The 23,875-nt window shown below is 65.8% G+C and carries 33 protein-coding genes; 11 read left to right on the top strand and 22 right to left on the bottom strand.

Translation table 11 applies throughout. The features are described 5' to 3' along the window. Positions 1-10 precede the first annotated feature (10 nt). The gene (locus tag ACWPMX_RS10655) at positions 11-2,062 is read left to right on the top strand and encodes a protein-disulfide reductase DsbD family protein (RefSeq protein ID WP_455699982.1); all 2,052 of its coding nucleotides are present in this window, start codon (positions 11-13) and stop codon (positions 2,060-2,062) included. On the opposite strand, the gene ACWPMX_RS10650 is transcribed toward ACWPMX_RS10655, so the two are convergent. Further along, complete coding sequence (locus tag ACWPMX_RS10650; RefSeq protein ID WP_455699981.1) at positions 2,028-2,594, bottom strand: hypothetical protein; 567 nt, start codon at positions 2,592-2,594, stop codon at positions 2,028-2,030. The two genes, ACWPMX_RS10655 and ACWPMX_RS10650, sit on opposite strands and share 35 nt — an antisense overlap. A 104-nt stretch (positions 2,595-2,698) precedes the next feature. Next, positions 2,699-4,894, bottom strand: coding sequence for an excinuclease ABC subunit UvrB (gene uvrB, locus ACWPMX_RS10645; protein WP_455699980.1), 2,196 nt, complete (start codon positions 4,892-4,894; stop codon positions 2,699-2,701). Positions 4,895-4,969: 75 nt separating this feature from the next. On the opposite strand from uvrB, the gene ACWPMX_RS10640 reads away from it, so the two are divergent. From ACWPMX_RS10640 to ACWPMX_RS10605, 8 genes are all read left to right on the top strand, one after another. Beyond that, positions 4,970-6,673, top strand: a complete 1,704-nt coding sequence (locus ACWPMX_RS10640) for an N-acyl-D-amino-acid deacylase family protein (RefSeq protein ID WP_455699979.1) — start codon at positions 4,970-4,972, stop codon at positions 6,671-6,673. A 71-nt stretch (positions 6,674-6,744) separates the two neighbouring features. Beyond that, positions 6,745-7,293 carry a DUF3617 domain-containing protein gene (locus ACWPMX_RS10635; protein ID WP_455699978.1) on the top strand — a complete coding sequence of 183 codons (549 nt, stop codon included), beginning with the start codon at positions 6,745-6,747 and terminating at the stop codon, positions 7,291-7,293. 42 nt (positions 7,294-7,335) lie between these two features. After that, the gene (locus ACWPMX_RS10630) at positions 7,336-8,127 is read left to right on the top strand and encodes an esterase/lipase family protein (RefSeq protein ID WP_455699977.1); all 792 of its coding nucleotides are present in this window, start codon (positions 7,336-7,338) and stop codon (positions 8,125-8,127) included. Positions 8,128-8,219: 92 nt separating this feature from the next. Continuing rightward, the gene (locus tag ACWPMX_RS10625) at positions 8,220-9,647 is read left to right on the top strand and encodes a circularly permuted type 2 ATP-grasp protein (protein ID WP_455699976.1); all 1,428 of its coding nucleotides are present in this window, start codon (positions 8,220-8,222) and stop codon (positions 9,645-9,647) included. A 16-nt stretch (positions 9,648-9,663) separates the two neighbouring features. Next, positions 9,664-10,608 (top strand): alpha-E domain-containing protein, encoded by a 945-nt coding sequence (locus ACWPMX_RS10620; RefSeq protein WP_455699975.1) that lies wholly within the window; start codon positions 9,664-9,666, stop codon positions 10,606-10,608. A gap of 13 nt (positions 10,609-10,621) precedes the next feature. After that, positions 10,622-11,437 carry a transglutaminase family protein gene (locus ACWPMX_RS10615; protein WP_455699974.1) on the top strand — a complete coding sequence of 272 codons (816 nt, stop codon included), beginning with the start codon at positions 10,622-10,624 and terminating at the stop codon, positions 11,435-11,437. Positions 11,438-11,499: 62 nt separating this feature from the next. Next, positions 11,500-12,258, top strand: a complete 759-nt coding sequence (locus ACWPMX_RS10610) for a peptidase (RefSeq protein ID WP_455699973.1) — start codon at positions 11,500-11,502, stop codon at positions 12,256-12,258. 175 nt (positions 12,259-12,433) lie between these two features. Further along, complete coding sequence (locus ACWPMX_RS10605) at positions 12,434-13,048, top strand: response regulator transcription factor (RefSeq protein WP_455699972.1); 615 nt, start codon at positions 12,434-12,436, stop codon at positions 13,046-13,048. Here the strand turns inward: ACWPMX_RS10605 and ACWPMX_RS10600 are convergent, their stop codons facing one another. From ACWPMX_RS10600 to ACWPMX_RS10550, 11 genes are all read right to left on the bottom strand, one after another. Then, positions 13,049-13,714, bottom strand: coding sequence for an extensin family protein (locus tag ACWPMX_RS10600; protein WP_455699971.1), 666 nt, complete (start codon positions 13,712-13,714; stop codon positions 13,049-13,051). A gap of 80 nt (positions 13,715-13,794) precedes the next feature. Further along, positions 13,795-14,124 carry a Grx4 family monothiol glutaredoxin gene (gene grxD, locus ACWPMX_RS10595; protein WP_455699970.1) on the bottom strand — a complete coding sequence of 110 codons (330 nt, stop codon included), beginning with the start codon at positions 14,122-14,124 and terminating at the stop codon, positions 13,795-13,797. 36 nt (positions 14,125-14,160) lie between these two features. Continuing rightward, positions 14,161-14,394 (bottom strand): BolA/IbaG family iron-sulfur metabolism protein, encoded by a 234-nt coding sequence (locus tag ACWPMX_RS10590; protein ID WP_455699969.1) that lies wholly within the window; start codon positions 14,392-14,394, stop codon positions 14,161-14,163. Between the two features lie 4 nt (positions 14,395-14,398). Then, a complete protein-coding gene (locus ACWPMX_RS10585) occupies positions 14,399-14,722 on the bottom strand; it encodes a DUF1476 domain-containing protein (RefSeq protein WP_455699968.1) in 324 nt (107 codons plus the stop codon). A 114-nt stretch (positions 14,723-14,836) separates the two neighbouring features. Beyond that, on the bottom strand, positions 14,837-15,835 hold the full coding sequence (locus tag ACWPMX_RS10580) for an NADPH:quinone oxidoreductase family protein (RefSeq protein ID WP_455699967.1): 999 nt from the start codon (positions 15,833-15,835) through the stop codon (positions 14,837-14,839). After that, positions 15,832-16,440, bottom strand: coding sequence for a 3-isopropylmalate dehydratase small subunit (gene leuD / locus ACWPMX_RS10575; protein ID WP_455699966.1), 609 nt, complete (start codon positions 16,438-16,440; stop codon positions 15,832-15,834). Before leuD ends, ACWPMX_RS10580 begins: the two co-directional genes overlap by 4 nt. Then, complete coding sequence (locus ACWPMX_RS10570; protein WP_455699965.1) at positions 16,440-16,598, bottom strand: isopropylmalate isomerase; 159 nt, start codon at positions 16,596-16,598, stop codon at positions 16,440-16,442. Before ACWPMX_RS10570 ends, leuD begins: the two co-directional genes overlap by 1 nt. Before the next feature lie 40 nt (positions 16,599-16,638). Beyond that, the gene (locus ACWPMX_RS10565) at positions 16,639-17,160 is read right to left on the bottom strand and encodes a DNA-deoxyinosine glycosylase (protein ID WP_455699964.1); all 522 of its coding nucleotides are present in this window, start codon (positions 17,158-17,160) and stop codon (positions 16,639-16,641) included. After that, on the bottom strand, positions 17,127-17,534 hold the full coding sequence (locus ACWPMX_RS10560) for a GFA family protein (protein WP_455699963.1): 408 nt from the start codon (positions 17,532-17,534) through the stop codon (positions 17,127-17,129). The genes ACWPMX_RS10565 and ACWPMX_RS10560 overlap by 34 nt, the downstream gene beginning before the upstream one ends. Further along, a complete protein-coding gene (gene leuC / locus ACWPMX_RS10555) occupies positions 17,531-18,961 on the bottom strand; it encodes a 3-isopropylmalate dehydratase large subunit (protein WP_455699962.1) in 1,431 nt (476 codons plus the stop codon). Before leuC ends, ACWPMX_RS10560 begins: the two co-directional genes overlap by 4 nt. 71 nt (positions 18,962-19,032) lie before the next feature. Next, on the bottom strand, positions 19,033-19,401 hold the full coding sequence (locus tag ACWPMX_RS10550; protein ID WP_455699961.1) for a hypothetical protein: 369 nt from the start codon (positions 19,399-19,401) through the stop codon (positions 19,033-19,035). Positions 19,402-19,581: 180 nt separating this feature from the next. On the opposite strand from ACWPMX_RS10550, the gene ACWPMX_RS10545 reads away from it, so the two are divergent. Continuing rightward, complete coding sequence (locus tag ACWPMX_RS10545; RefSeq protein ID WP_455699960.1) at positions 19,582-19,989, top strand: acyl-CoA thioesterase; 408 nt, start codon at positions 19,582-19,584, stop codon at positions 19,987-19,989. 55 nt (positions 19,990-20,044) lie between these two features. Here the strand turns inward: ACWPMX_RS10545 and ACWPMX_RS10540 are convergent, their stop codons facing one another. Next, on the bottom strand, positions 20,045-20,494 hold the full coding sequence (locus tag ACWPMX_RS10540; protein WP_455699959.1) for a hypothetical protein: 450 nt from the start codon (positions 20,492-20,494) through the stop codon (positions 20,045-20,047). A gap of 138 nt (positions 20,495-20,632) precedes the next feature. Here ACWPMX_RS10540 and ACWPMX_RS10535 point away from each other — a divergent pair, with 138 nt between their 5' ends. Then, the gene (locus tag ACWPMX_RS10535) at positions 20,633-21,151 is read left to right on the top strand and encodes a sterol desaturase family protein (protein ID WP_455700768.1); all 519 of its coding nucleotides are present in this window, start codon (positions 20,633-20,635) and stop codon (positions 21,149-21,151) included. A 198-nt stretch (positions 21,152-21,349) separates the two neighbouring features. Here the strand turns inward: ACWPMX_RS10535 and ACWPMX_RS10530 are convergent, their stop codons facing one another. The 8 genes from ACWPMX_RS10530 to pspB are packed head-to-tail and all read right to left on the bottom strand — an operon-like array spanning position 21,350 to position 23,873. Next, positions 21,350-21,772: a SufE family protein gene (locus tag ACWPMX_RS10530; RefSeq protein WP_455699958.1), complete on the bottom strand. Its 423-nt coding sequence runs from the start codon at positions 21,770-21,772 to the stop codon at positions 21,350-21,352. Positions 21,773-21,806: 34 nt separating this feature from the next. Continuing rightward, on the bottom strand, positions 21,807-21,980 hold the full coding sequence (locus tag ACWPMX_RS10525; protein WP_455699957.1) for a hypothetical protein: 174 nt from the start codon (positions 21,978-21,980) through the stop codon (positions 21,807-21,809). Next, the gene (locus ACWPMX_RS10520; protein WP_455699956.1) at positions 21,977-22,231 is read right to left on the bottom strand and encodes a hypothetical protein; all 255 of its coding nucleotides are present in this window, start codon (positions 22,229-22,231) and stop codon (positions 21,977-21,979) included. Before ACWPMX_RS10520 ends, ACWPMX_RS10525 begins: the two co-directional genes overlap by 4 nt. A 28-nt stretch (positions 22,232-22,259) precedes the next feature. Further along, positions 22,260-22,538, bottom strand: a complete 279-nt coding sequence (locus tag ACWPMX_RS10515; RefSeq protein WP_455700767.1) for a hypothetical protein — start codon at positions 22,536-22,538, stop codon at positions 22,260-22,262. Between the two features lie 2 nt (positions 22,539-22,540). Beyond that, positions 22,541-22,879 carry a hypothetical protein gene (locus ACWPMX_RS10510; RefSeq protein ID WP_455699955.1) on the bottom strand — a complete coding sequence of 113 codons (339 nt, stop codon included), beginning with the start codon at positions 22,877-22,879 and terminating at the stop codon, positions 22,541-22,543. Further along, entirely contained in the window at positions 22,879-23,175 is a 297-nt protein-coding gene (locus tag ACWPMX_RS10505; protein ID WP_455699954.1) for a hypothetical protein, read from the bottom strand. Before ACWPMX_RS10505 ends, ACWPMX_RS10510 begins: the two co-directional genes overlap by 1 nt. Positions 23,176-23,202: 27 nt before the next feature. Further along, entirely contained in the window at positions 23,203-23,580 is a 378-nt protein-coding gene (gene pspC, locus ACWPMX_RS10500) for an envelope stress response membrane protein PspC (RefSeq protein WP_455699953.1), read from the bottom strand. Continuing rightward, positions 23,577-23,873 (bottom strand): envelope stress response membrane protein PspB, encoded by a 297-nt coding sequence (gene pspB / locus ACWPMX_RS10495; RefSeq protein WP_455699952.1) that lies wholly within the window; start codon positions 23,871-23,873, stop codon positions 23,577-23,579. The genes pspC and pspB overlap by 4 nt, the downstream gene beginning before the upstream one ends. Positions 23,874-23,875 lie beyond the last annotated feature (2 nt).

Genomic DNA, 23,875 nt, shown 5'->3' with positions numbered 1-23,875 from the left:
GCAGGCGACCATGCGCGCAAGGACATTGCCTCTTCTGGCCGCGATCTGCGCGTTGCTCGTCGCACTGTATCCGCACGTTACCTCGGCGCAAGGCCGGGCCAATCACATCGCCGCGCGACTGGTCGCCGACGGCCCCGTCCGGCCGGGCGGACCGCTGACGGTTGCCATCGCGTTCGATCCAGAGCCGGGTTGGCACGGATATTGGCTCAATCCGGGCGACGCCGGATACGGAATGGAACTGGACTGGACCCTGGCGCCGGGCTGGCAGGCGGGTGAGCCGCGTTATCCGGTGCCGCAGAAGCTGATCATCGGCGGGCTGATGAACCACGTCTACGAAGGTCCTTACGCGGTCCTCGTCGATCTTGCTGTGCCGAAGGGCGCGGCGGTCGCCAACCTTACTCCGATCATGCTCGATGCGCAGTGGCTCGCCTGCACTGACAAGGTCTGCGTGCCCGAACAGGCGCGGCTCAGCCTCGACCTCTCGCAGGCGAGCCCGCAGTCGGTGTTCGACACCTGGCGCTCGGCCATCCCGGCGCTGCTCGATGCCCGGGGCAGCTTCGCGCTGAACGATCGGTATCTGCGGATCGCCATTCCCCTGCCGGCGGCGATGGACGTGCCCGATCCGCACGTCTTCATCGAGCAGCGCGATCTGGTCCGGTATGCTGCCGTCCAGACGTTCTCGCGCGATGGCGACCTGCTGGTGGCGGAAATCCCGCTCGCGGAAGCGGTGATGCGGCCGGGAGCGGTATCGGGCATCCTGTCACTCGGCGATGGCAATGGCGTGGAATTCGCAGGTGCGCCGGGACCCGTTCCCGCAAACGGCATTCCCGTGAAATCGCGCGGCAGTGCCGGGGCGGCCGGGCCGCTGTGGCTGCTGCTGCTCGGCGCCATTGCGGGCGGGCTGCTGCTCAACGTGATGCCGTGCGTGTTTCCGATCCTCAGCCTCAAGGCCCTGAGCCTGGCCCGCGCTGGCGAAAGCGATGCCAAGGCGCGGGCGGAGGGTGTTGCCTATACCGCCGGGGTCATGCTCGCGACGCTCGCGCTCGGCGCGCTGCTGCTCGCCCTGCGCTCGGCGGGCGAAGCGGTGGGCTGGGCGTTCCAGTTGCAGGAGCCGGCTGTTGTCGTGATCCTTCTGCTCCTCGCGGTTGCGGTCACCGCGAACCTTGCGGGGCTGTTCGAACTACCGGCGTTGCCCATCACCCGGGGCGGCGAACCGGCAGGCGCGTTTGCCACTGGTGTTCTCGCCGCCTTCGTCGCGACGCCATGCACAGGCCCGTTCATGGCCGCTGCGATGGGCGCGGCGCTGCTGCTGCCGCCGCTCCAGGCGTTGCTGCTGTTCGCAGGCCTCGGGTTGGGCCTCGCGCTTCCGTTCCTGCTGCTCGGCTTCATTCCGCCCCTGCGGCGGATGCTGCCGCGACCGGGTCCGTGGATGGAGCGGTTCCGCCGCTGGATGGCCCTGCCGATGGGCCTGACCGCACTGGCGCTGGCGTGGCTGTGCTGGCGTATCGGCGGACCGTGGTTCGCCGTGGCGGGCGTGATGGCGGCGGCCGGCATGGTCATCGCGCTTTGGGCGACCGGCGTGCGCCAGCGGGCGGGGCGCGGAGCGGGGCGGACCTTCGCGCTGTTGGCCGCACCCTTCGCCGTCTTCGCCGCGATCGCGATGCCCGCCGCGCTGGCCCATCGCCCCGCGCCGGTCCTGGAGGATAGCCTCCTTTCGGCCCAGCCGTTCAGTGAGGCCCGCCTTGCCGCCGCACGCGCCTCGGGCAAGCCGGTGTTCCTGTGGTTCACCGCCGACTGGTGCCTTTCGTGCAAGGTCAACGAGCGCGTCGCGATCGAGCGTGAGACGACCCGCGCCGCGTTCGAAAAGGCCGGGGTGGTCGCGCTGGTGGCGGACTGGACCCGCCGCGATCCCGAGATCACGCGATTCCTGACGCGGCAGGGCGCCGCCGGTGTGCCGCTCTACCTGTGGTACCCGGCGGACGGGGATGCGCAGACGCTGCCGCAGGTCCTCACGCCCGACATGCTCGTCACGCTGGCGGAGCGGGAGGCATCTGCGCGGTAGGTCCGCTCGGCGCGATCCGGCGGCAGCGTTCAATCAGTTCGCCGGGCTGGCCACCGGTCACCACCAGCGTTCCCGCGCCGGGGATCGTCACTTCGAGCCGCCGACTCCCGGTGAGCGCATCGAGACGGGTGTCGGTTGGGGCGTAGCGGCCCTGCCACAGCCAGCCGCGTCCTTCGCCCTGGTCGAGCGCGTCGATCTTCAGCCGTTCGACATGGCCGTTGCCGACGAGCGCCATCATGCCTTCGGCGTACGGTTCGGTCGGGGCAAACCGGGTCACCTTGATCATGCGCCCCGCACCCCAGCATTCGATCGCGAGCAGCGGCGCCTGCCCCGGCTGGCCGAAAACGATCCGCTCGGGCGTCTCGCTCGGCGCCCAGACCGCCTTGGACACGTCGGGGGAAGTCATCTGCACCTGCGGGCCCTTGTTGGCCCCGTCGAGTGCGATGCGTTCGACGTAACGGTCGCTTGCGGGCGGGCGGCAAGCGGCAAGTAATGCAACGAAAATGGCAATCGGAACGCGGCAGGCAATCATCGCTGCCGCGTATGGCAGGCCTGTCCGGCATGGTAAATGCGTCGCGCTTTCCCCATCCCACGAACTTGTCGAGAAGCGGCTATCCCATCGACCCGATCACGTCGTCAGGGTTTTCCGCCCATCCGCTTGTAGCGGGTCTTGCCGAAGCGGTCCTTGCGCGTTCCGGGCTTGCCCTCGTTGCTGCGGCCGACGATCGGTGCACGCCTTTCGCCGTCGGGAATGCCGAGTTCGTCGGCTTCCAGGCGGCGGATCTCGTCGCGCAACCTCCCGGCTTCCTCGAATTCGAGATCGGCGGCGGCGGTGCGCATCCGCTTCTCGAGGTCCTGGATGTAGGCGCGCAGGTTGTGCCCGACGAGGTTGTTGCGTTCCGGATCGCCGGTTCCGATCGTGACGCTGTCCTGCGACGCCGTATGCGCCACGATGTCCTGGATGCCGCGAATGATCGTGGTCGGCGTGATGCCGTGCTCGGCGTTGTACTCCTCCTGCTTGGCGCGCCGCCGCTCGGTCTCGGCCATCGCGCGTTCCATGCTGCCGGTGATCCGGTCGGCGTAGAGGATGACCTTGGAATCGACGTTGCGCGCCGCGCGGCCGATCGTCTGGATCAGCGACGTCTCGGAGCGCAGGAAGCCCTCCTTGTCAGCATCCAAGATGCAGACAAGCCCGCACTCGGGAATGTCGAGGCCTTCGCGCAGCAGGTTGATTCCGATCAGCACGTCGTAGACGCCGAGGCGCAGGTCGCGGATCAGCTCGATGCGCTCCAACGTCTCGACGTCGGAGTGCATGTAGCGCACCCGCACGCCCTGTTCGTGCATGAACTCGGTCAGATCCTCCGCCATACGCTTGGTCAGCGTTGTAACGAGCGTTCGGTACCCCTTTGCAGCGGTTGATTTGCACTCGGCGATACAGTCCTGGACCTGGTCCTCGACCGGGCGGATTTCGACCGGCGGGTCGATCAGCCCGGTAGGGCGGATCACCTGCTCGGCGAACACACCGCCGGTCTGGTTCATCTCCCAGTCGCCGGGGGTGGCCGAAACAGCGAAAGTTTGCGGGCGCATCGCGTCCCATTCGTTGAACCGCAAAGGGCGGTTGTCGATGCAACTCGGCAGGCGGAAGCCGTATTCGGCCAGCGTCAGTTTGCGGCGGTGGTCGCCCTTCGCCATCGCGCCGATCTGCGGCACGGTCTGGTGGCTCTCGTCGACGAAAAGCAGTGCGTTGTCGGGCAGGTATTCGAACAGCGTCGGCGGCGGCTCGCCCGGAAGGCGGCCGGTGAGAAAGCGGCTGTAGTTTTCGATCCCCGCGCAAGAGCCGGTCGCCGCGATCATCTCGAGGTCGAAGTTGGTGCGCTGTTCGAGCCGCTGCGCCTCGAGCAATCGCCCTTCGGCGTGCAGCTCCTTCAGCCGCTCCTCCAGCTCGAATTTGATCGCCTGCGAGGCCTGCTTCATCGTCGGGCCGGGCGTGACATAGTGGCTGTTGGCGTAAACGCGCACGCTGTTGAGGCTCGCGCCTTTGGCGCCGGTCAGCGGATCGAATTCCGAAATCTCCTCGATCTCGTCGCCGAAAAAGCTGATCCGCCAGGCCATGTCCTCGTAGTGGCTGGGGAAGATCTCCAAGCTGTCGCCGCGCACGCGGAAGTTGCCGCGCTGGAAGGCTGCGTCGTTGCGCTTGTACTGGAGGGCCACGAGCTTGCGGATGATCTCGCGCTGGTCCTCGGCCGCGCCCTTCTTGAGGTCGAAGATCATCGCCGAGTACGTCTCGACCGAGCCGATGCCGTAGAGGCACGAGACCGAGGCGACGATGATCACGTCGTCGCGTTCGAGAAGCGCGCGGGTGGCCGAGTGGCGCATCCGATCGATCGCCTCGTTCACCGAGCTTTCCTTCTCGATGTAGGTGTCCGACCGGGGGACATAGGCCTCCGGCTGATAATAGTCGTAATACGAGACGAAATACTCGACCGCGTTGTTGGGGAAGAAGCTCTTGAACTCGCCGTAGAGCTGCGCGGCAAGGATCTTGTTCGGCGCGAGGACGAGCGCGGGGCGCTGCAGTTCCTCGATCACCTTGGCCATCGTGAAGGTCTTGCCGCTGCCGGTAACGCCCAGCAGTACCTGCGTCTGCTCGCCATCGCGGGCGCTCGCGGTCAGTTCGGCAATTGCGGTCGGCTGGTCGCCCGACGGGGTGTATTCGCTCACGAGCTCGAAGCGCCGCCCGCCCATCGATTTCTCGGGCCTGACGGGCTTGTGAGGAATGAATTTGTCGGAGGTGTCGGGCTCTTCCAGCCCTCTGCGAATGACGAGTTCGGCCATGCGCCGGGATATGGGGAACGGGACGCGAACAAGCAAGCTTGGCAGGGCCTTGCATGCGCTTTAGCGTCGGCGACCATGACCCATCTCAAACGCGCCCTGCTCGCCACCGTTCTAATCCCGCTTGTGGGGTGCGCGACATTGCCTGCGGCGGGGCCAAGCTACGACCTGCTGGTGCGCGGCGGGACGATCTACGACGGGAGCGGAGGCCCGCCCGTCACGGGTGACGTAGCGATCCGGGGCGACCGGATCGTAGCGGTCGGGCAGGCGCTGGCGGGCAGCGCGAAGCAAGTGATCGACGCGCGCGGCCTCGCGGTCGCGCCGGGGTTCATCAACATGCTGAGCTGGTCGGGCGACACGCTTATCATCGACGGCGCGAGCGAGAGCGACATCCGCCAGGGCGTGACGCTGGAGGTGATGGGCGAGGGCACTTCGCCCGGACCCCTGACCGATGCCATGGCCGAAAGCCGCGAGCGCAACCAGGGTGCGGTCAAGTATCCCGTCGCGTGGCGCACCTTGCGCGGATACTGGGACTTCCTTGAGCAGCGCGGGATCGCGACCAACGTCACCAGCTTCATCGGCGCGACGACGGTGCGCACGATGGTGCTCGGCAGCGGCGACGTCGACCCGACCCCCGTGCAACTGGCCGAGATGCAGAACATCGTGCGGCAGGCCATGAACGATGGCGCTGTGGGGGTCGGCACCTCGCTGATCTACGCACCGGCCGTGTTCGCCGAGACCGACGAGATCGCGGCGCTGGCAAAGGCCTCGGCCGAATGCGGCGGGATGTACATCAGCCACATGCGCAACGAGAGCGACGAGGTGCTGGAGGCGACCGACGAACTCATCGACATCGCGCGTCGCTCGGGCGGTCCGGCCGAGATGTTCCATATGAAGCAGGCAGGCCAGGGCAACTGGGACAAGCTGCCCGCGATGATCGCGAGGATCGAGGCGGCGCGCGCAGCGGGCCTGCGGATCACCGCAAACATGTACACCTACACCGCCGGCGCGACCGGACTCGACGCGGCGATGCCGCCGTGGGTGCGCGAGGGTGGGCACGCGCAGTGGGCTGCGCGGCTGAAGGACCCTGCCGTTCGAGAGCGGTTGCGCAAGGAGATGACCGAGCGCCCCGTGGGCTGGGACAACCTGATGTACCAGGCGGGCAGCCCGGACAAACTGCTGTTCCTCGAATTCAAGAACCCGGCGCTCAAGAAATACATCGGAAAGACGCTGGCCGAGGTGGCGGCTGAGCGTGGAACCTCGCCGGTCGACACGGCGATGGACCTCGTGATCGAGGACGGCACCCGGGTCGGCACCGCCTATTTCCTCATGAGCGAGGAAAATGTCGCAAAGCAGGTTGCGCTGCCGTGGATGTCGTTCGGCAGCGATTCCTCGTCGCAAGCGCCGCGCGGGGTGTTCCTCGAATCGAAGCTCCATCCGCGCGCCTACGGCAACTTCGCGCGCCTGCTCGGCAAATACGTGCGCGAGGAGAAGCGGTTGTCGCTCGCCGAGGCGGTTCGGCGGCTGACGAGCTTTCCGGCGGGCAATCTCGGCCTCACGGATCGCGGGATGGTCAAGCCGGGCAAGTTCGCCGACCTTGCGATCTTCGATCCCGCAACGATCGCCGACCGCGCGACGTACGAGAACCCGCAGACTTTCGCTGTCGGAATGCGCGACGTGGTCGTCAACGGTACGCCCGTGTTGCTGGGCGGGGAAATGACCGGTGCGCGGCCGGGACGCGCGGTGCCGGGTCCGGGTGCGGGACGCTGTCCGCAGCGATGATCGCCCCCGTTGGCACGCGCAAGGTATCGGACTAAACCGAGGCTAGGGGCCGATCAGGGAGTGCCAACACCATGCATCATGCCACTGCGATCGTGTTGATCGGCGTTCTTGCCCTCGCCGGTTGCGGCAAGGCGGGCGAGGAAACGAAAACCGCGGACGAGGTCGTCGCCGAAGCGAACCAGCTCGAACGGCCGCGACCCGGGCAGTACGAAACAACGGTCGAACTGATCAAATTCGAAGTGCCCGGCCTTCCGCCGCAGCAGGGCGAGGCGATGAAGGCCACGATGGGGAATGTCTCGGGCCAGTCGAGCGCGTCGTGCCTGACGCAGGCCGAGGCGGACAAGGGTTTCGAGGAATCGGTCCGCAAGATGACCGAGAACAACGGCGCGATGCGTTGCGAATTCGGCCGTTTCGATGTCGACGGCGGAAAGATCGACGCTTCAATGACCTGCAAGGGGTCGAAAGGGTTGACCTCGGACATCACTCTCGCCGGCACCGGGTCGGCCGAGGCGACGTCGATGCACATGAAGATGGTGCAAAAGGCGGCGATGATCCCGGGCGGCGAGATGCGGATGGAAATGAAGATGAACGCGCGCCGCGTCGGCGATTGCCCCCGATAGTGGCGCGATGAAACCGGCAGGCTCCAGACGCGTTTCGCTCTCATGACGGGTGTTCCCCAGCTTGGCCCGAAACCTCCCGCACGGTTCGATTACGCGCGCATCATCGGCGCGCGGCAGGTCCTGCGCGACCGGATCGCGATCGCGGCCGAGCAGGGGCCGGACGACGTGGTCGGCCCGCCGATGCGTCGCCTGCTCGGCGAACTCGCCGTGCTTGCCGAACCGTTCCGCCGGGTCCGGCGCCAGCACCCCAAGGTCGCCGCGGCCCGGCCGCGCACCGTCATGCTGCTGCCCGGCTTCGCCACCCACCCCGTTCGCATGCGCTACATGGCGCGTCGGCTCGAGGCGGCGGGCCATACGGTCAAGCGCTGGGGCCTGGGCTTCAACTGGGGTCCGACGCAGGATAATTTCGATGCGCTCGAGGCGCGCCTTGTGGACATCCACGCGCGCCACAACGAGCCGGTGGTGCTCGTCGGCTGGAGCCTCGGCGGGCTGTTCGCGCGCGAACTTGCCAAGCGCAGCCCTGATCGAGTCGCGAAGGTCGTCACGATGGGATCTCCGTTCTCGTGGAGTCCGCGGGCCAACAACGTCTGGCGCGCGTATCATTTCGTGACCGGTCACCGGGTCGAGGAGCCACCGGTCGAAGTCGAGCTTTCGGCGAAGCCTCCAGTCGAGACGGTTGCGCTATGGAGCCCGCGCGATGGCATCGTCCATCCGCGCGCAGCGTGCGGGCGTCCCGGCGAACGCGACCGGGCTGTGGCCCTGCGCTGCACTCACATGGGGTTTGCCTACGACCCTCAGGTGATCGCTGCGGTGCTCGCCGAGCTCGATTCGTGATCGGCGGCGGCGATTGATGCACTGCAATATTTGGGGCTGTATTTCCCGCACGGGCTACTACGGTAGCGCACGATGAGGCCAGCAGGGGGACAATGAGCGCCGCTCCGGAACCGTTCGACGAGATGCGCGACCCCGCCGGGGCGGTGAGGGCCGCCTATTCCGGGTATTCGCAGTGGTTCGACGAACAGGATAGACGCTGGCTCGAACGCAAGGACCGCGAGGCGGAAGGCGTGTTCCGCCGGACGGGCATCACCTTCAACGTCTATGGAGAGGATGCAGCCGAAGAACGGCTGATCCCCTTCGACATGGTTCCGCGGATCGTTTCCGCGGCGGAATGGCGGCGGCTGACCCGCGGAATTGAACAGCGCGTTCGCGCGCTCAATGCCTTCATTCATGACCTCTACCACCGGCAGGAAATCATCCGCGCCGGCCGCGTGCCCGAGCGGCTGCTGCGCGACAATGCGGCATGGCTTCCCAACATGGTCGGCTTCACGCCGCCGGGCGGCGTTTACACCCACATCGTCGGGATCGACCTCGTCCGCACCGGCCCCAACGACTTTTTCGTGCTCGAGGATAACGCCCGCACCCCGTCGGGCGTGTCGTACATGCTCGAGAACCGCGAAACCATGATGGCGATGTTCCCCGAGCTGTTCACGCGTGTGGGGGTCGAAACGGTAAGCGACTATCCGCGCAAGCTCGCCCGTAGTCTCGCTGCCTGCGCTCCGCCCAAGTGCAAGGGGAAGCCGACGGTCGCGGTGCTGACGCCCGGCATCTTCAACAGCGCCTATTACGAGCACGCGTTCCTCGCCGACCAGATGGGTGCGGAACTGGTCGAGGGCAGCGACCTGCGTGTGATCGACGGGCGCGTCGCGATGCGGACGACCGGCGGCTACGAACCGGTCGACGTGCTCTATCGCCGGGTGGACGACGATTTCCTCGATCCCTTGAGCTTCAATCCCGACAGCGTACTCGGCGTGCCGGGGATCATGGATGTCTATCGGTCGGGCGGCATCACCATCGCCAACGCACCGGGCACCGGCATCGCCGACGACAAGGCGATCTATTCGTTCATGCCCGATATCGTGGAATTCTATACCGGCGAAAAGCCGCTGCTGCCCAACGTCGAGACGTTTCGCTGCGCGGATGCCGACAGCCTGAAGTACGTGCTCGACAACCTAGCCGAGCTGGTGGTGAAGGAAGTCCACGGATCCGGCGGCTACGGGATGCTCGTCGGCCCGACTTCGACGCGCCGCGAAATCGCCGATTTCCGCCGCAAGCTCATCGCGAACCCTGACAACTACATCGCGCAGCCGACGCTCGCGCTCAGCACCTGCCCGGTATTCGGTCGCAAGGGTTTGAGCCCGCGGCACGTCGACCTGCGGCCGTTCGTGCTCGTCTCGCCCGAGGGGATCGAGATTACACCCGGCGGGCTGACGCGGGTGGCGCTCAAGCGCGGCAGCCTCGTGGTGAATTCGTCGCAGGGTGGCGGGACCAAGGATACCTGGGTGCTCAAAGACTGATGCCCGGATACCCATCATGCTAGGCCGGACTGCTAACGGGCTGTTCTGGATGTTCCGCTATCTCGAGCGGGCGGAGAACACTGCGCGCCTGCTCGAGGCAGGGTTGCGTATGGCGCTGACCCGCGATCTCATCACAGCGGAAGAAGAATGGCGCTCGGTGATCCAGGCGTCGGGCCACGGACGGCGGTATCGCCAGAAGCACGGCACCTACACCGGCATCCAGGTATGGAATTACATCCTGCGCGACCGGGATAACCCGCTCAGCGTGCTCGAGATGATGCGGCAGGTGCGCACCAACGCGCGGGCGGTGCGCAATGCCATTTCGGGCGAACTGTGGCGCGCGGTCAACGAAAGTTGGATGGAACTCGATCACGCGCTCGCTCGTCCGGTCACGCAAGGCGCGGTGGGCGACGTGATCGCGCTGGTCCGCCGCGCGGGCACGCTCACCCATGGCGCGATGGTCAATTCGATGCTGCGCGATGCAGGGTTCAATTTCGCGCAGGCCGGCACCTTCGTCGAGCGGGCGGACAACACCGCGCGCATCCTCGACATGAAATATTACCTGCTGCTCCCGTCGATTTCGTATGTCGGGACCACGCTCGACAGCGGGCAATGGGATCAGGTGCTGCGCTCGGTCTCGGGCGACCGCGCCTATCGCTGGCTCAACGCGGGCCAAGCCGATCCGCGCGGCATCGTCGAATTTCTTGTGCTCGACCAGCGCTTTCCGCGCAGCCTTGCCTACAGCCACCAGCTGTTGCGGCAGGCGATTGCGGGGCTGGTCAAGTTCCACGGCGTGGAAGGCGAAGCCAAGAAGCTCGTACGCCAGTCGGCCGACACGATGGGCGCGTTGAAGATCGAACAAATCTTCGACCAGGGACTTCACGAATTCCTGGTCGGCTTCATGCGGACCAACAATGAAATCGCTCGTGCCATCTCCGACGACTATCGGTTCCTGAGGTAGGGGAAGGACAGCCATGCGCCTCGCGATCCGGCACACCAGCCGCTACACGTTCATCGACCCGGTGTCGCACGCCCTGCAGCGCCTGCGGCTCACCCCCAAGACGACGCAGGGCCAGTCGATCCTGGACTGGTCGATGGATTTTACGAACGCGAAGTGCGAGCTCGAATACGACGACCAGCATCACAATCACGTTTCGCTCGTGTCGGTCGAACCGGGCGCGCGCGAAGTGGTCGTCACGTGCAGCGGAACGGTTCAGACGCAGGATCACGCGGGCGTAATCGGTCGCCATGCAGGCCACCTGCCGCTCTGGAGTTTCACCAGCCAGACGCCGTTGACGAAACCCGGAACGCGCCTGCGGCACCTCGTCCGGGGGCTCGACTTCACCGATCAGCGCCGCCTCGAATTCCTCCATGCGCTGTCCGCGGCGGTGCGCGAGGAAGTAAAGTACGCGACGGGCGCCACGGGCGTCTCGACCACCGCTGAGCAGGCCCTCGAAGCAGGGTGCGGCGTTTGCCAGGATCATTCGCACATATTCATCGGCGCGGCCCGCAGCGTGGGAGTGCCCGCGCGCTATGTCTCGGGCTACCTGATGATGAACGACCGGATCGACCAGGAAGCGACCCACGCCTGGGCCGAAGCCTACGTCGACGGACTCGGCTGGGTGGGTTTCGACATATCGAACGGGATCAGCCCGGACCCGCGCTACGTGCGCGTGGCGACGGGCCGCGATTACCGCGACGCGGCTCCGATCACCGGAATCGTCTTCGGCAGCGCGACCGAAAACCTGCACGTCGACGTCGCTGTGGAACAACAAAAGCAGGAACAGTGACGCCGCCGAAGCTTTGGTACCATACCGAGCGGGGCTAAGAAGGGCCGGGGGGCCAGGAAGACATGACCTATTGCGTGGGAATGGTGCTCGAAAAGGGCCTCGTCCTTATGAGCGACACGCGGACCAACTCGGGCGTCGACAATATCTCGGTGTTCCGCAAGATGATGCACTGGGAAGTGCCTGGCGAACGGGTGGTCGCGTTGATGACCGCGGGTAACCTCGCCACCACCCAGGCCGTCGTCAGCCAGCTCGAAGAACGCACCAAGGCGCCGGGCGACCGGCACAACACCGTTTACGATGCGCCGACGATGTTCCAGATCGCGACCGAGATCGGCCGTTTGCTGCGCGACACGATCGACGAGCGGCAGCTCGCCAACGGCGCGCATGGGCAGGGGCGCTTTACCGCCTCGATGATCATCGCCGGGCAGATCAAGGGCATGGAGCCGCGGCTGTTCCTGATCTACCCCGAAGGCAACTTCATCGAAGCAAGCTGGGACACACCGTTCTTCCAGATCGGCGAGACCAAGTACGGGCGCCCGATCTTGCTCCGCGCTTACGACCGAACGATGAGCTTCGAAGACGCGGTGAAGCTGCTGATGGTGAGCTTCGATTCCACGCTCAAGGCGAACCTCTCGGTCGGCCTGCCGCTCGACATGATGGTGATCGAACGGGATACCTTCGCCGCTTCTCACCAGCGCCGCATCACGCACGAGGACAGCTATTTCCAAGCGATATCCGCCGGATGGAGCGACTCGTTGAAGGACGCTTTCACGAGGCTTCCCGACTACAGTTTCTACAGCGAAGACGCGGAGAAGCACTAGATTAGGACTCGAACCGCCGTCGAAATGCGGGATTCTGCGTAAATTTAGCTCCGAATCGGAGCGAACGACGCCAAGCGACGAGAATAGCGCCACGGATGATTACTTATTCGAGAATATCCGTTTCGGTATTGGTCTCGAATTGTCATGAAGGCGCATCCGGCTGACTATCATCGGCATGGGTCACAAACTGTTCGTCCACTTCATCGAGGCCGACATGTGGATGCGCGCGGAGCTTGCGCGCACCACGTTCGGATTGGGTCACCACGCCGAGGTTTATGCTGACCTCGACGAGTTGCGCGAGCATCCGCCGCAGCATGGCGTCATCGCGGTGCGCGATGCCGAAGAGGCGGGAGGTATCGCGGCGACGCTCGAGCAGCTCGAAAATTGCGGAATCTGGTTGCCGGTCGTGGCGATGGGCGCGGCGCCGCATACCTCGAAGGTGGTCGCCGCGATCAAGGCGGGTGCGCTGGATTACCTCGCGCTACCGCTCGAACCGCATCGCCTCAGCGCCATGCTCGAGCGGATCGGAGAGGAGGCGCGCGACCAGGCCGAACTTCGCCGCCGGATGATCGAGGCACGCGGGCGGATCGACAATCTTTCGACCCGCGAGCGGGAGGTACTCGACCTCCTTGCGGAGGGCAGCAGTAACAAGGCGATCGCGCGCGATTTGCAGATCAGCCCGCGGACGGTCGAAATCCACCGGGCCAACATGATGAGCAAGCTCGGTGCGAGCCATGCGGCGGAGGCAGTGCGCTTGCGCATCGAAGCCCGCCTCGACGGCGTGAGCTGATCAGCGGCAGAAGCCGCGGCCGGTCGCTTCGAGATGAAAATGGTCGCGGTGCGCGGCGTTATAGGCGGGGCCGAGGATCGTGCCGAAGCGCTTGCAGGCACTCGCATGGACCAGTTGCAGGAAGCGGCGCTCTTCGGGGGTACCGGCGCCCCAGTCGTCGAGCACGCTCACGCGGCGGCCGTCGGCGAGGATGAAGGCGGCGACGTCGACCGCTTGCGCGGTCGCATGGGCCGACATTCGTCCGCTTCCCGCGACCGTGCGGCACGAATAGCTTCCCATGGTCTCTATGCGGACGAGCGCGCTGCCCATCACTTCGCGCGCCGCGCGATCGACGCCGTAGCGTGCCCATGCCGCGAGCGTGTCGGCCAAAGGACAGGCGACTGGGCCAAGGTTGCTCAGCTGGAAGCCGGCGTCGTCGCCCTGCAAGCCTGCAAGGGTGACCGTGCCGACGGTCGAGCAGCCTGCGCCATAGAAGCGGTCGGGCAGCGGCGTGAAGTTCGCTCCGCGGGCGCCAAGCTCGCCGAGGCACACCTGGTTTTGCGGACTGACGGCGACCGCTCGCGGTGCTGCCTGCACCTGCGGTTTAGCTGGAGCTCGTGCATCAGGCACAAGCCCGCCGCACGCAGCGAGCGCAAGAGCGGCAAATGGGGCGAGGCGGCGGAGCACAGCCGCCACTCTCAGGCACCGTGGTTAATCGAACCCTAACTGCGGCGCCATTTGCGGCGAGCCGAGCGCAATGCGAGCGATCAGTCGCTCGTCGCCAGTCCGTTTTCGTTGAACATGGTCTGCAGCTCGCCGGCCTCGAACATCTCCATCATGATGTCGCTGCCGCCGACGAATTCGCCCTTTACGAAGAGCTGCGGGATCGTCGGCCAGTCGCTGAACGACTTGATGCCCTGGCGGATCTCCATATCCTGCAGCACGTCGACGCTTTCATACGTCACGCCGCAGTGATCGAGAATCGACACCGCGCGATTGGAGAAGCCGCACTGGGGGAAGAGCGGGGTGCCCTTCATGAACAGGACGACATCGTTGGTGCCGACGATGTCGGAAATGCGCTGGTTGACGTCGGACATGGCCGGACCTTGCTTATGGAAACGGGAAGTTGGTGGTCAGTTGGGTACGGCGGTCGTCAGTTGCAAGGCGTGGAGTTCGCCTCCCATCCGTCCGCCCAGCGCCTCGTAGACCAGTTTGTGCTGGGCGACGCGGCTCAGCCCTGCGAACTGCGGTGCGGTGACATGGGCCGCCCAGTGATCGTTATCGCCGGCGAGGTCGCGCATTTCCACGACCGCGCCGGGCAAGGCTGCCGCGATCATATCGACGATGTCGCCCGCGGCCATCGGCACGGGATCAGGACCCGGTCATGAACTGGCGGCGGGCCTCGATCGCCTTCGCGTCGAGCGCGGAGCGCACTTCGGCTTCGTCCACCTCGACCCCCGCCTGGGTTAGATCGCCCAGGACCTTTCGGATCACGTCCTCGTCGCCCGCTTCTTCGAAGTCGGCCTGCACCACCGCCTTCGCATAGGCGTCAGTTTCCTCAGGCGTGAGGCCCATCTTTTCGGCGGCCCACTGCCCAAGCAGGCGATTGCGCCGCGCAGCGATGCGGAATGCGGTGTCTTCGTCCATGGCGAACTTCGCCTCCTCGGCGCGCTCACGATCCTGAAAACTGGTCATGGAAAATCTGCCTGGTTGAATCGATGCGGGTTCGCCCACGTGCTTTGCACATGGGCCCGCCGGGTGACAAGCGAAACGGACGGCTGCGGGAATCCCTAACGGCCGCACGCACCATCAGTCGAAGGTGACCACCAGCTTGCCGACAGCCTCGCGCGCTTCGAGCTTGGCGATCGCCTCGCCGCCCCGCTCGAGCGGGAAGGTCTCGGAAATGAGCGGATCGATCTTGCCGGCCTTGAGCAGGTCGAACAACTCGGCCGTCTGCGCGCGGAACTTCTCGGGCTCGCGGGCAACGAAGGCGCCCCAGAACACGCCGCAGATGTCGCAACTCTTCAGCAGCGTCAGGTTGAGCGGCATCTTCGGGATCCCTGCGGGGAAACCGACGACGAGGAAACGGCCTTCCCACGCGATCGCGCGTAGGGCCGGCTCGGAATACTGCCCACCGACGATGTCGTAGACGATGTTGGCGCCCTCGGGGCCGCAGGCGGCCTTGAACTTGTTGGCGAGGTCCTTCGACGCATCCTTGTCCATCGCTTCGCGCGGATAGATCACGACATCGTCGGCCCCGGCCTTGCGCGCGACCTCGGCTTTCGCTTCGCTCGATACGGCGGCGACGACCTTCGCCCCGAACGCCTTGCCGAGTTCGATGGCCGAGAGGCCGACCCCGCCTGCCGCGCCGAGCACGAGCATGACGTCGCCAGCCTTGATATGGCCGCGGTCCTTGAGGCCGTGGATCGTCGTCCCGTAGGTCATCATCAGCGAGGCGGCCTTTTCGAACGGCACGCCGTCAGGGACGGGGAACAGGCGCCGCGCATCGACCACGACCTGTTCTGCGAGGCCGCCGTTGCCGATGCCGCCAAATACGCGATCACCGGGCTGAAACGCAGTCACGCCCTCGCCCACCGCCTCGACCACTCCAGCGATCTCTCCGCCGGGCGCGAAGGGGCGCTCCGGTTTGAACTGGTAGAGGTCACGAATGATCAGGGTGTCGGGATAATTGATCGCGCAGGCCCTGACCGCGACGAGCACCTGTCCGACTCCGGGCGCAGGTGTCTCGATCTCGTCGAGGGTAAGCGTCTCCGGGCCCCCGACCGCGTGCGTGCGCAGTATCTTCATGCGGCTATCCCCGTTCCCGTGCCTTGGGCCAACCATGGCATCTGGTTTGCCCGGCGATCCTCGTATTTCGAAATGGAACTGTCGCGCGCCAGCGTGAGTCCGACCTCGTCGAGGCCTTGCATCAGGCAGTCCTTGCGAAACGGATCGATCGCGAAGCTGAAACGGTCCTGGAACGGGGTCGTGACGACCTGGTGTTCGAGATCGATGAAGATCGGATCGGTCCGCGCCACTTCGAGCAGGCGGTCGACCTGTTCCTGCGGCAGAGCGACGGTCAGGATGCCGTTCTTGAATGCGTTGCCCGAGAAGATGTCCGAGAAACTCGGCGCGATTACTGCGGTGATACCAAGATCGAGCAATGCCCAGGCAGCGTGCTCGCGGCTGGACCCGCAGCCGAAGTTGTCGCCCGCGATCAGGATCGGTGCCCCGGCGAACTCGGGATCGTCGAAGACGTTGCCGGGCTGCGCGCGGACGGTCTCGAACGCGCCGCGGCCGAGGCCTTCGCGGCTGATCGTCTTGAGCCAATGGGCTGGAATGATGACGTCGGTATCTACGTTCTTCGCGCCATAGGGAATGGCGCGCCCCTCAACCTCTCGCAGCGGCTCCATCAGTCGGTCTCGGGCGGCTCGCCGGAGGGGGTGGGCGCGGGTTGCGGCGGGTCCTTCTTCTCCTTGCGCTTGCTTGCGTAGAGCAGCGCGGCGGCGATGGCGGCGGAACCGATCGCGGCACCCGCGGCGATGGCCTTGTTGGTCAGCTTTCTGGTCATGGCCTTACCCATGCGGAACCGCGCCAAGCCGCGCAAGTGGTCAGCCGAGGAAATCGGCTAGCCGTGCCCAAAGTCGCTCTTTCTGCGCCAGCGGCATGGCGGCGTAGGCGGGCGATGACGAGGGGAGGTCTATCAGGGCAAGGCTTCTCCCCTCAATTTGGCGCCGCCCGATTTTGCTGGCGGTCCGGCCATTGAAGGCCACCGCGCGCAAGGCTGGCAGCGTGACGACGAAATCGGCGAGCGGTGCATGCTCGGCGTCGCGGATCGCCGCGTCGAGGCTTCCGGACCGGTGTGCGGAGGCGACCGTGTCCCACAGCGCGATACCGCTCGATGTGAGTAAATCGAGTCGGCGATCGTAATCGAGCGAGACGAGATCGGCACCAAGCGCTGTTCCCACGAGATGCCAGAAGCGGTTTCGGGGATGCGCATAATAGTGAGCGGCGGCGAGAGAGGCCTCACCCGGCAGGCTGCCAAGGATCAGGAGCCGGGCGTCGGACGCGGCGACCGGGGCGAAGGCGTTCTTGCGCGTCAGAACACCGTGCCCTCGCCATAGGGCAGGCATGGATGGCGCTCATCGGGTCGCTCGCCAGTCCAGTTGAGGCCGTCGGGAAACCGGGTTTCGATGCCCTTCAGTTCCGAGGGCTCGAAAAGTCGCATGTTGACGCCCATCCTGCGGCTGTCGAACTCGGGTAGCGGGACCCAGCACACCACCGCGCCGCAGGTCGGGCAGAAGCGCGTCTCGAGGCAGGTTTCCTCGGGCTTGAGATCGCTCCGGACGAACCCGTGCACCTCGCCCGAGACGGTCACCTCGTCGCGGTCGTAGTAGCCCCAACCGCCTCCCATCCGGCGGCACAGCGAACAGTTGCAGAAGTTGATGTAGTCAGGCGGATGCGCGACCGAAACGGTCACCTGCCCGCAGGCGCAGCGGCCCTTCACACCAGTTCGCGCACGTCGGTCAGCTTGCCGGTGATCGCCGCTGCTGCTGCCATCGCCGGGCTGACGAGGTGGGTGCGGGCACCCGGCCCCTGACGGCCGACGAAGTTGCGGTTGCTGGTCGATGCGCAGCGCTCGCCCGGCGGGACCTTGTCGGGATTCATCGCGAGGCAGGCCGAACAGCCGGGTTCGCGCCACTCGAGACCGGCGTCGATGAACACGCGGTCGAGACCCTCGGCCTCGGCCTGCCGCTTCACGAGGCCCGAGCCGGGGACGACGATCGCCCACTTCACGCTATCGGCTTTGCGGCGTCCGCGCACAACGTCGGCGGCGGCGCGCAAGTCTTCGATCCGGCTGTTGGTGCAGCTGCCGATGAATACGTTCTCGATGGCCACGTCGGTCATCGGCTGGCCGGGTTCGAGGCCCATGTAGTCGAGGCTGTGGCGCGCGGCATCCTGTTTGGCGGGATCGGCGAAGCTGGCCGGATCGGGCACCGTGCCGCCGATGGGGACGACGTCTTCCGGGCTGGTGCCCCAGCTGACGGTCGGCTCGATCGCGCCGGCGTCGATCACCACCGACTTGTCGAACGGGGCGCCGGAGTCGGTGTGAAGCGTGCGCCACCAGGCGACCGCGCGGTCCCAGTCCTCGCCTTTGGGCGCGTAGCGACGCCCCTCGAGATAGGCAAAGACGGTGTCGTCGGGTGCGATCAGGCCGGCGCGCGCGCCGGCCTCTATGCTCATGTTGCAGACGGTCAGCCGCCCTTCGACGCTCATCGTCTCGAACACCGGGCCGCGGTACTCGATGACGTGGCCGGTTCCGCCCGCGGTGCCGATTACGCCGATGATATGGAGGATCAGGTCCTTTGCCGTCACGCCCGGTCCGAGGTGCCCTTCGACGCGCACTTCCATGGCTTTTGATCGGCGCAGGAGCAGCGTCTGTGTCGCCAATACGTGTTCGACCTCGCTCGTGCCGATGCCGAACGCCAATGCGCCGATGCCGCCATGCGCAGCGGTGTGGCTATCGCCGCAGACGATCGTCGAGCCGGGGAGTGAGAAGCCCTGCTCGGGACCGACGACGTGGACGATCCCCTGCTCGGGCGCGGTGGCGCCGATGTATTCGATGCCAAAGGCGGGTGCATTGGCCTCGAGCGCGGCGAGCTGCGCGGCGCTCTCGGGGTCGGCGATCGGCAGGCGCGAGCCGTCGGGCGCGAGGCGCGGGGTGGTCGGCAGGTTGTGGTCGGGTACCGCCAGCGTCAGGTCGGGGCGCCGCACCGGGCGGCCGCTCTCCCGCAATGCTTCGAATGCCTGCGGGCTGGTGACTTCGTGGACGAGATGGCGGTCGATGTAGATCAGGGCCGTCCCGTCGTCGCGCGTTTCGACGACGTGGGCGTCCCAGATCTTTTCGTAGAGGGTGCGGGGGCGGCTGGCCATGAGGGGAGGGCTAGGCCCGCCGCCCCGCCGCGGACAAGATGGGAAATCTTGTCCGCGCCCAGTAGCGGTGTTTAACGACGCCAGCCGTCGCGCGGGTCGTTGCGGGTGAAGCGGTCGCCGTCTCGCGCCTGGACGGCAACCTGGCGCTTCAGGGCGGAGACCCGGGTGTCGAGCGATGCGAGTTCGTAACGGGTGAACCCGCCGCGGGCGTAGCTGCGGAAAATCGATTCGAGTCGGTCGACCTGCGCATTGAGCTGGGCGGCTTCGCGGCGCGAGATGATCCGGCGATCCTCGGCGCGGTCGATCTGCCGGTCGAGCTGGGCGATCTCGGCGCGAAGCTGGCCGGGCCGGTCATAGACGGCGGCGGCGGCGGGCACTGCCGCACCCAGCGCCAGCGAGGCGACGAGGGCCGAAGCAGCGATCTTGGTGACGGTCTTCATGATGTGGTCCTGTCCGTAAATGCGAGGGGTTCGACCCGCACGTTCAGAAATATGGCCTTAAACATGAATGGCGGAGATACGATCGGTCGCCATTTGCCTCAGCTTGGTAACGAAATGTCGCAGCGGGCTAATTTGCTCGACGTCATGGCATCGCAACACGTTCTGCGCTAATTGACAGCCATGTCAGCAGCTTTGCCCTTCCGCTTCCCGATTCGCATCGTTCCCGGCGACATCGACTTCATGGGGCATGTGAACAACGCGCGCTATCTCGGCTGGGTGCAGGATGCGGTGCTGGCGCACTGGAACAAGCTCGCCCCGCCCGACGCGGTGGCGGAGCGGCTGTGGGTCGCGCTCAAGCACGAGATCACCTACCGCCGTCCGGCTTTCCTGGACGACGACGTGATCGCGAACACCGTGCTCGAAAAAATCCACGGCGCACGTGCATTCTATCGCACGGTCATCCAGCGCGGCGAGGAGGTGCTGGCCGAGGTATCGTCGAGCTGGTGCTGCGTCGATGCCGACACCCTGCGCCCTGCGCGGATCGGCGAGGAAATTTCGCGCTTCTTCTTCCCCGGCGGCCAATCCTGAACGCCGAAGGCGCCCCGCCGGTAGCGGGACGCCTCCTGTCTAACGCGGGTTCCGATTACCAGCCGCGGCCGTCGCGATCACGACGTTCATAACCTAGACGCTGGCGCACCTGCTGGATGCGGCTTTGCAGGACCTGCGCTTCTCGCTGGGTCAGCCCGTTGCGGGCATAATCGCGATACTGCTGGCGCAGCGCATAGACCGAGCGGCGCAGCTGCGCGGCTTCGCGCTCCGAAATGCGGTCGCGGCCATCGGTCCGCTGGATACGCCGTTCGAGCTGTTCGATCTGCGTGCGGATGGCGTTGGCCTGCCCGCGATTGTCCCAGCGGTTCTGATGATAATCGTCGCGGTCGCGATAGTCGTCACGGTCGCGATAGTCGTCGCGATCGTTGTAACGCTGGTCGTACGGGTCGCGTTGCGGCCAGCTTTGGGCCTGGGCCGGAGCGACGGCTGCGAGCGAGGCGCTGCCGACGAGGGCGGCGATGATGAGCCGGTTGGACTTGCGCATGGGTAGCTCCTTGGCTGGCCGAAGATTCGGCTTACCGTTCAGGTTTTAGCCTTCCAATATGAACGGCTTGCGAACCGTTTTGGCGGCCGCGTGAAAGAATGGCTCGTGCCAGTGCCGGTGGTCGCCTATATTCGGCAGATGGAATGGCTTGTCCCTCTAGGCATCGTCGCCGTGACTGTGGTCGCGATGGAATTCATCGCGTGGAGCAGCCACAAGTACGTGATGCACGGGTTCGGCTGGGGGTGGCACCGCGACCACCACGAACCGCACGATAACATGCTCGAAAAGAACGATCTTTACGCCTTCGTCGGCGCGGTTTTGAGCATATCGATGTTCGCGCTCGGCAGCTCGCTGGTGATGGGAGCCGATGCATGGTGGCCCGGCACCTGGATCGGACTCGGCGTGCTCGCCTACGGCGTAATCTACACGCTGGTGCACGACGGACTCGTCCATCAGCGCTGGTTCCGCTGGGTGCCCAAGCGCGGCTATGCCAAGCGCCTGGTCCAGGCGCACAAGCTGCACCACGCGACGATCGGCAAGGAGGGAGGGGTCAGCTTTGGTTTCCTGTTCGCTCGCGACCCGGCGCGGCTGAAGGCCGAGCTCAAGGCCCAGCGCGAAGCGGGGATCGCCGTCGTCCGCGACAGCGTCGGAGCCTGATTCGCGCGAACGGGGTGACGACCTGTCACCCATGGCCACAAAAAAGTGTCATGAAATTCAGTGCGTTGTGCGACCGACTAGGGTGACGCCCAACACGCCATCCGCGATACGGCCACGCGGTCCCTTGTCGACTGTTTGAAAGAGCCGCCGCGATTGTGACGCGGCGCCGCCGTGTAGGAAAATGCTTTCTCGCCCGGCTCAGCCAGCAGAGATCCGCGCCGCATGGTCCTGCACCAGCGCGATCATGTTGGGTACGCCCTGCGTGCGGTTGCTGCTGAGCTGGTTCTTGAGGTCGAACGGCGCGAGCGCCTCGGCCACGTCCATCGCGGCCACCTCGCTTGCGGGCTTGTCCTGCACCGCGGCGATGACCAGCGCGACGATGCCTTTGGTGATGGCGGCATTGCTATCGGCGAGAAAGTGCAGCTTGTCTGCTTCACCCGCCTCGTGCTCCAAAACCGGATAGACCCACACCGCTGCCGAGCATCCGCGCACCAACGTGGCATCGGTCTTGAGCGCATCGGGCATGGGATCGAGGTCGCGGCCGAGTTCGATCAGCAGGCGGTAGCGGTCGTCGGGGTCGAGGAACTCGTATTCCTCGGCAATGTCCTGGAGGCTGCGCATCGCGCGCGCCCCTAGCCGAGCTTGCGGCGGCTCGCTAGCCCGCGAGACCGCCGGGACGGGTGAACGCGTAGTAGATCACGTAGAACCAGCCGAAGAACCCCTGGATCGCCGCCCACAGGATCGATTTGTGCAGCGACCATGAGATAGCGACGGCGATTGCGCTGCCGAGGCCGATGCCGGCCTGCGCGGCGTTGTTCGCGGCGCTCACAGGTCGACCCCGCTGGCGATCGCTTCCAGCTTGCGGATGCGTTCCTTCAGGTCGCTGATCTCGATCCGCGCGGCGCCGAGCGCGCTGCCGGTATCGGAGCGGTGCTCGGGCTCGTGACGCAGGGTGGTGCCACGTTCGAGCTCGTGCTCCTTCAGCGTCAGCCAGCCCTGCCAACCGCGCAGCATCGCGAACGCGACGATGGCGATGGCGGTGAGCGAAATGCCGGCAGTGATGATCTGGTCGCTCAGCATGGGACAGGTCCTCCTTGAACCGTGGCCGTTACGAATGTTCTCTGTCGCGCAGCGACTCGATCTCGTCCGCGACGCGCCGCGAGGTGAGGGCGGCGCTGGTATTGGCGTCGGTGGCGATGCGTTCGAGCACCTTCACCCGTTCGCGCAGCTCGGCGATCTCGCGCTGTTCGGCTTCGCGGCGGGCGGCCTGTGCCGGGTCGTCACCGGGTTGCACGTCGCGGTCGGTGCGGCCCAATGCCTCATAGCGTTTCATCATGACGCTCGCGACCATGGTCACGATCACGATGACGACGATTGCGGTCCACATGCTCACTGCACTTTCTCCTTGCCGTCGCGCAGGCGCTCGATTTCGTGGGTCAGGCGATAGCCGCCGTCGGTGACGATCCGCTCGACTGTCTCGAGCCGCTCGCGCATCGCGCCCACCTCGGCCTTGAGTTGGGCGTTTTCCTGGGTCAGCAGCGCGACACGCGCGGCGGCGTCCTTGTCGCTGCCGGGCTTGAGCGATTGGCCCCACATGCCCTCGAGCGGATAGCCGTTCTTTATCTTGAGCCGCGTCGTGTGCACCGAGGCCAGGATGCCGATCGTGCCGATACCGAAGCCAGCGGCAATCAGGTAGCCGATGTACGGGGCAATCTGGACGAAATCCATCAGACACGCTCCTTCCGCAGGCTTTCGATCGACAGGCCGCTGTCGACCTCGTCGACCCGGCGCTGGTCGCGCAGCGCCTCGATCTGGGTGGCGACGTCGTAGCCCTTGTCGGTGACGATGCGTTCGAGCACCCGGACGCGGTCCTCGAGCGCCTGAATGTTCGTCGCATACTGCGCGGCCTTCTCGGCGCTCTCGTGCGCGGTGCTATTGAGGCGCTTGGCCTCCAGCTTCGACCGCGACACGATCCAGACGATGCCGAGCACCATCAGGAAGGGGGCAAAGGCAACCAATTCCATTAAGCGAACTCCCCAAATCGAATGTCGTCAGCGCAGCCGCTCTATCTCGGCATTCAGGCGCGGATTGCTGGTGACATAGTAGGTCTCCACTTCCGCCAGCCGCCGGTCGATGTCGCGGAACTTGCCGCGGATCTCGCGCGCGGTCCGCTTGGGGCTCTGGCGCACCCGCTGCCAGTACTGGGTCTCTTCCTGGTCAACGTAGAGGTGCGGCGGCTTCTTGTTCAGCAGCATACCCGCGATGAAGTAGCCCGGCAGCAGGATCGGGGCGACCGTGATCAGGAGCAGGATGAAGGCCAGTCGGACCCACATCACGTTGACCCCGGTGTAGTCGGCGATCCCCGAGCAGACGCCGAGCAGCTTGGCGTTCTGCTTGTCGCGGTAAAGCGTGGTGCGTGGGCTGTTCACGGGCGGGCTCCCTTCTTCTCGGCGATGAGGCGGTCGAGTTCGCGCAGCGGCGCGTTGTCGACCTCGCGGTCGTGCATCAGGCGTGCGGGGCGGAAGTCGTCGTTGTCGCTGGCGACCAGGCGCTCGACAGTGTCCATGCGCGCATCGAGGCGCTTGGCGAGGCTGTAGAGTTCTTCCAGCAGCGCCTCGTCGTCGGTCGTGATCGTCGCGGCGGTCTTCCACTTGGTGACGTAGTGCAGCACGAGCCAGGGGAGCGCGATGAACAGCGATCCGAAGATGATGAATTCTTCCATGT

The organism is Tsuneonella sp. HG094 (assembly GCF_053819285.1).
This window is presented reverse-complemented; position numbering and strand designations above follow the sequence as displayed.

Bases quoted from the DNA above. Each gene is read 5' to 3' on its own strand.
- ACWPMX_RS10535 (WP_455700768.1), top strand. From the start codon at position 20,633: ATGGAATGGCTTGTCCCTCTAGGCATCGTCGCCGTGACTGTGGTCGCG.
- ACWPMX_RS10510 (WP_455699955.1), bottom strand. From the start codon at position 22,879: ATGGATTTCGTCCAGATTGCCCCGTACATCGGCTACCTGATTGCCGCT.
- ACWPMX_RS10650 (WP_455699981.1), bottom strand. From the start codon at position 2,594: ATGATTGCCTGCCGCGTTCCGATTGCCATTTTCGTTGCATTACTTGCC.
- ACWPMX_RS10615 (WP_455699974.1), top strand. From the start codon at position 10,622: ATGCGCCTCGCGATCCGGCACACCAGCCGCTACACGTTCATCGACCCG.
- ACWPMX_RS10605 (WP_455699972.1), top strand. From the start codon at position 12,434: ATGGGTCACAAACTGTTCGTCCACTTCATCGAGGCCGACATGTGGATG.
- ACWPMX_RS10570 (WP_455699965.1), bottom strand. From the start codon at position 16,598: ATGACCAGAAAGCTGACCAACAAGGCCATCGCCGCGGGTGCCGCGATC.
- ACWPMX_RS10545 (WP_455699960.1), top strand. From the start codon at position 19,582: ATGTCAGCAGCTTTGCCCTTCCGCTTCCCGATTCGCATCGTTCCCGGC.
- ACWPMX_RS10530 (WP_455699958.1), bottom strand. From the start codon at position 21,772: ATGCGCAGCCTCCAGGACATTGCCGAGGAATACGAGTTCCTCGACCCC.
- ACWPMX_RS10655 (WP_455699982.1), top strand. From the start codon at position 11: ATGCGCGCAAGGACATTGCCTCTTCTGGCCGCGATCTGCGCGTTGCTC.
- ACWPMX_RS10630 (WP_455699977.1), top strand. From the start codon at position 7,336: ATGACGGGTGTTCCCCAGCTTGGCCCGAAACCTCCCGCACGGTTCGAT.
- ACWPMX_RS10620 (WP_455699975.1), top strand. From the start codon at position 9,664: ATGCTAGGCCGGACTGCTAACGGGCTGTTCTGGATGTTCCGCTATCTC.
- ACWPMX_RS10515 (WP_455700767.1), bottom strand. From the start codon at position 22,538: ATGTGGACCGCAATCGTCGTCATCGTGATCGTGACCATGGTCGCGAGC.
- grxD (WP_455699970.1), bottom strand. From the start codon at position 14,124: ATGTCCGACGTCAACCAGCGCATTTCCGACATCGTCGGCACCAACGAT.
- ACWPMX_RS10635 (WP_455699978.1), top strand. From the start codon at position 6,745: ATGCATCATGCCACTGCGATCGTGTTGATCGGCGTTCTTGCCCTCGCC.
- ACWPMX_RS10505 (WP_455699954.1), bottom strand. From the start codon at position 23,175: ATGGAATTGGTTGCCTTTGCCCCCTTCCTGATGGTGCTCGGCATCGTC.
- ACWPMX_RS10580 (WP_455699967.1), bottom strand. From the start codon at position 15,835: ATGAAGATACTGCGCACGCACGCGGTCGGGGGCCCGGAGACGCTTACC.
- ACWPMX_RS10610 (WP_455699973.1), top strand. From the start codon at position 11,500: ATGACCTATTGCGTGGGAATGGTGCTCGAAAAGGGCCTCGTCCTTATG.
- leuD (WP_455699966.1), bottom strand. From the start codon at position 16,440: ATGGAGCCGCTGCGAGAGGTTGAGGGGCGCGCCATTCCCTATGGCGCG.
- ACWPMX_RS10565 (WP_455699964.1), bottom strand. From the start codon at position 17,160: ATGCCTGCCCTATGGCGAGGGCACGGTGTTCTGACGCGCAAGAACGCC.
- leuC (WP_455699962.1), bottom strand. From the start codon at position 18,961: ATGGCCAGCCGCCCCCGCACCCTCTACGAAAAGATCTGGGACGCCCAC.
- ACWPMX_RS10625 (WP_455699976.1), top strand. From the start codon at position 8,220: ATGAGCGCCGCTCCGGAACCGTTCGACGAGATGCGCGACCCCGCCGGG.
- ACWPMX_RS10640 (WP_455699979.1), top strand. From the start codon at position 4,970: ATGACCCATCTCAAACGCGCCCTGCTCGCCACCGTTCTAATCCCGCTT.
- ACWPMX_RS10550 (WP_455699961.1), bottom strand. From the start codon at position 19,401: ATGAAGACCGTCACCAAGATCGCTGCTTCGGCCCTCGTCGCCTCGCTG.
- ACWPMX_RS10520 (WP_455699956.1), bottom strand. From the start codon at position 22,231: ATGCTGAGCGACCAGATCATCACTGCCGGCATTTCGCTCACCGCCATC.
- uvrB (WP_455699980.1), bottom strand. From the start codon at position 4,894: ATGGCCGAACTCGTCATTCGCAGAGGGCTGGAAGAGCCCGACACCTCC.
- pspB (WP_455699952.1), bottom strand. From the start codon at position 23,873: ATGGAAGAATTCATCATCTTCGGATCGCTGTTCATCGCGCTCCCCTGG.
- ACWPMX_RS10585 (WP_455699968.1), bottom strand. From the start codon at position 14,722: ATGACCAGTTTTCAGGATCGTGAGCGCGCCGAGGAGGCGAAGTTCGCC.
- ACWPMX_RS10540 (WP_455699959.1), bottom strand. From the start codon at position 20,494: ATGCGCAAGTCCAACCGGCTCATCATCGCCGCCCTCGTCGGCAGCGCC.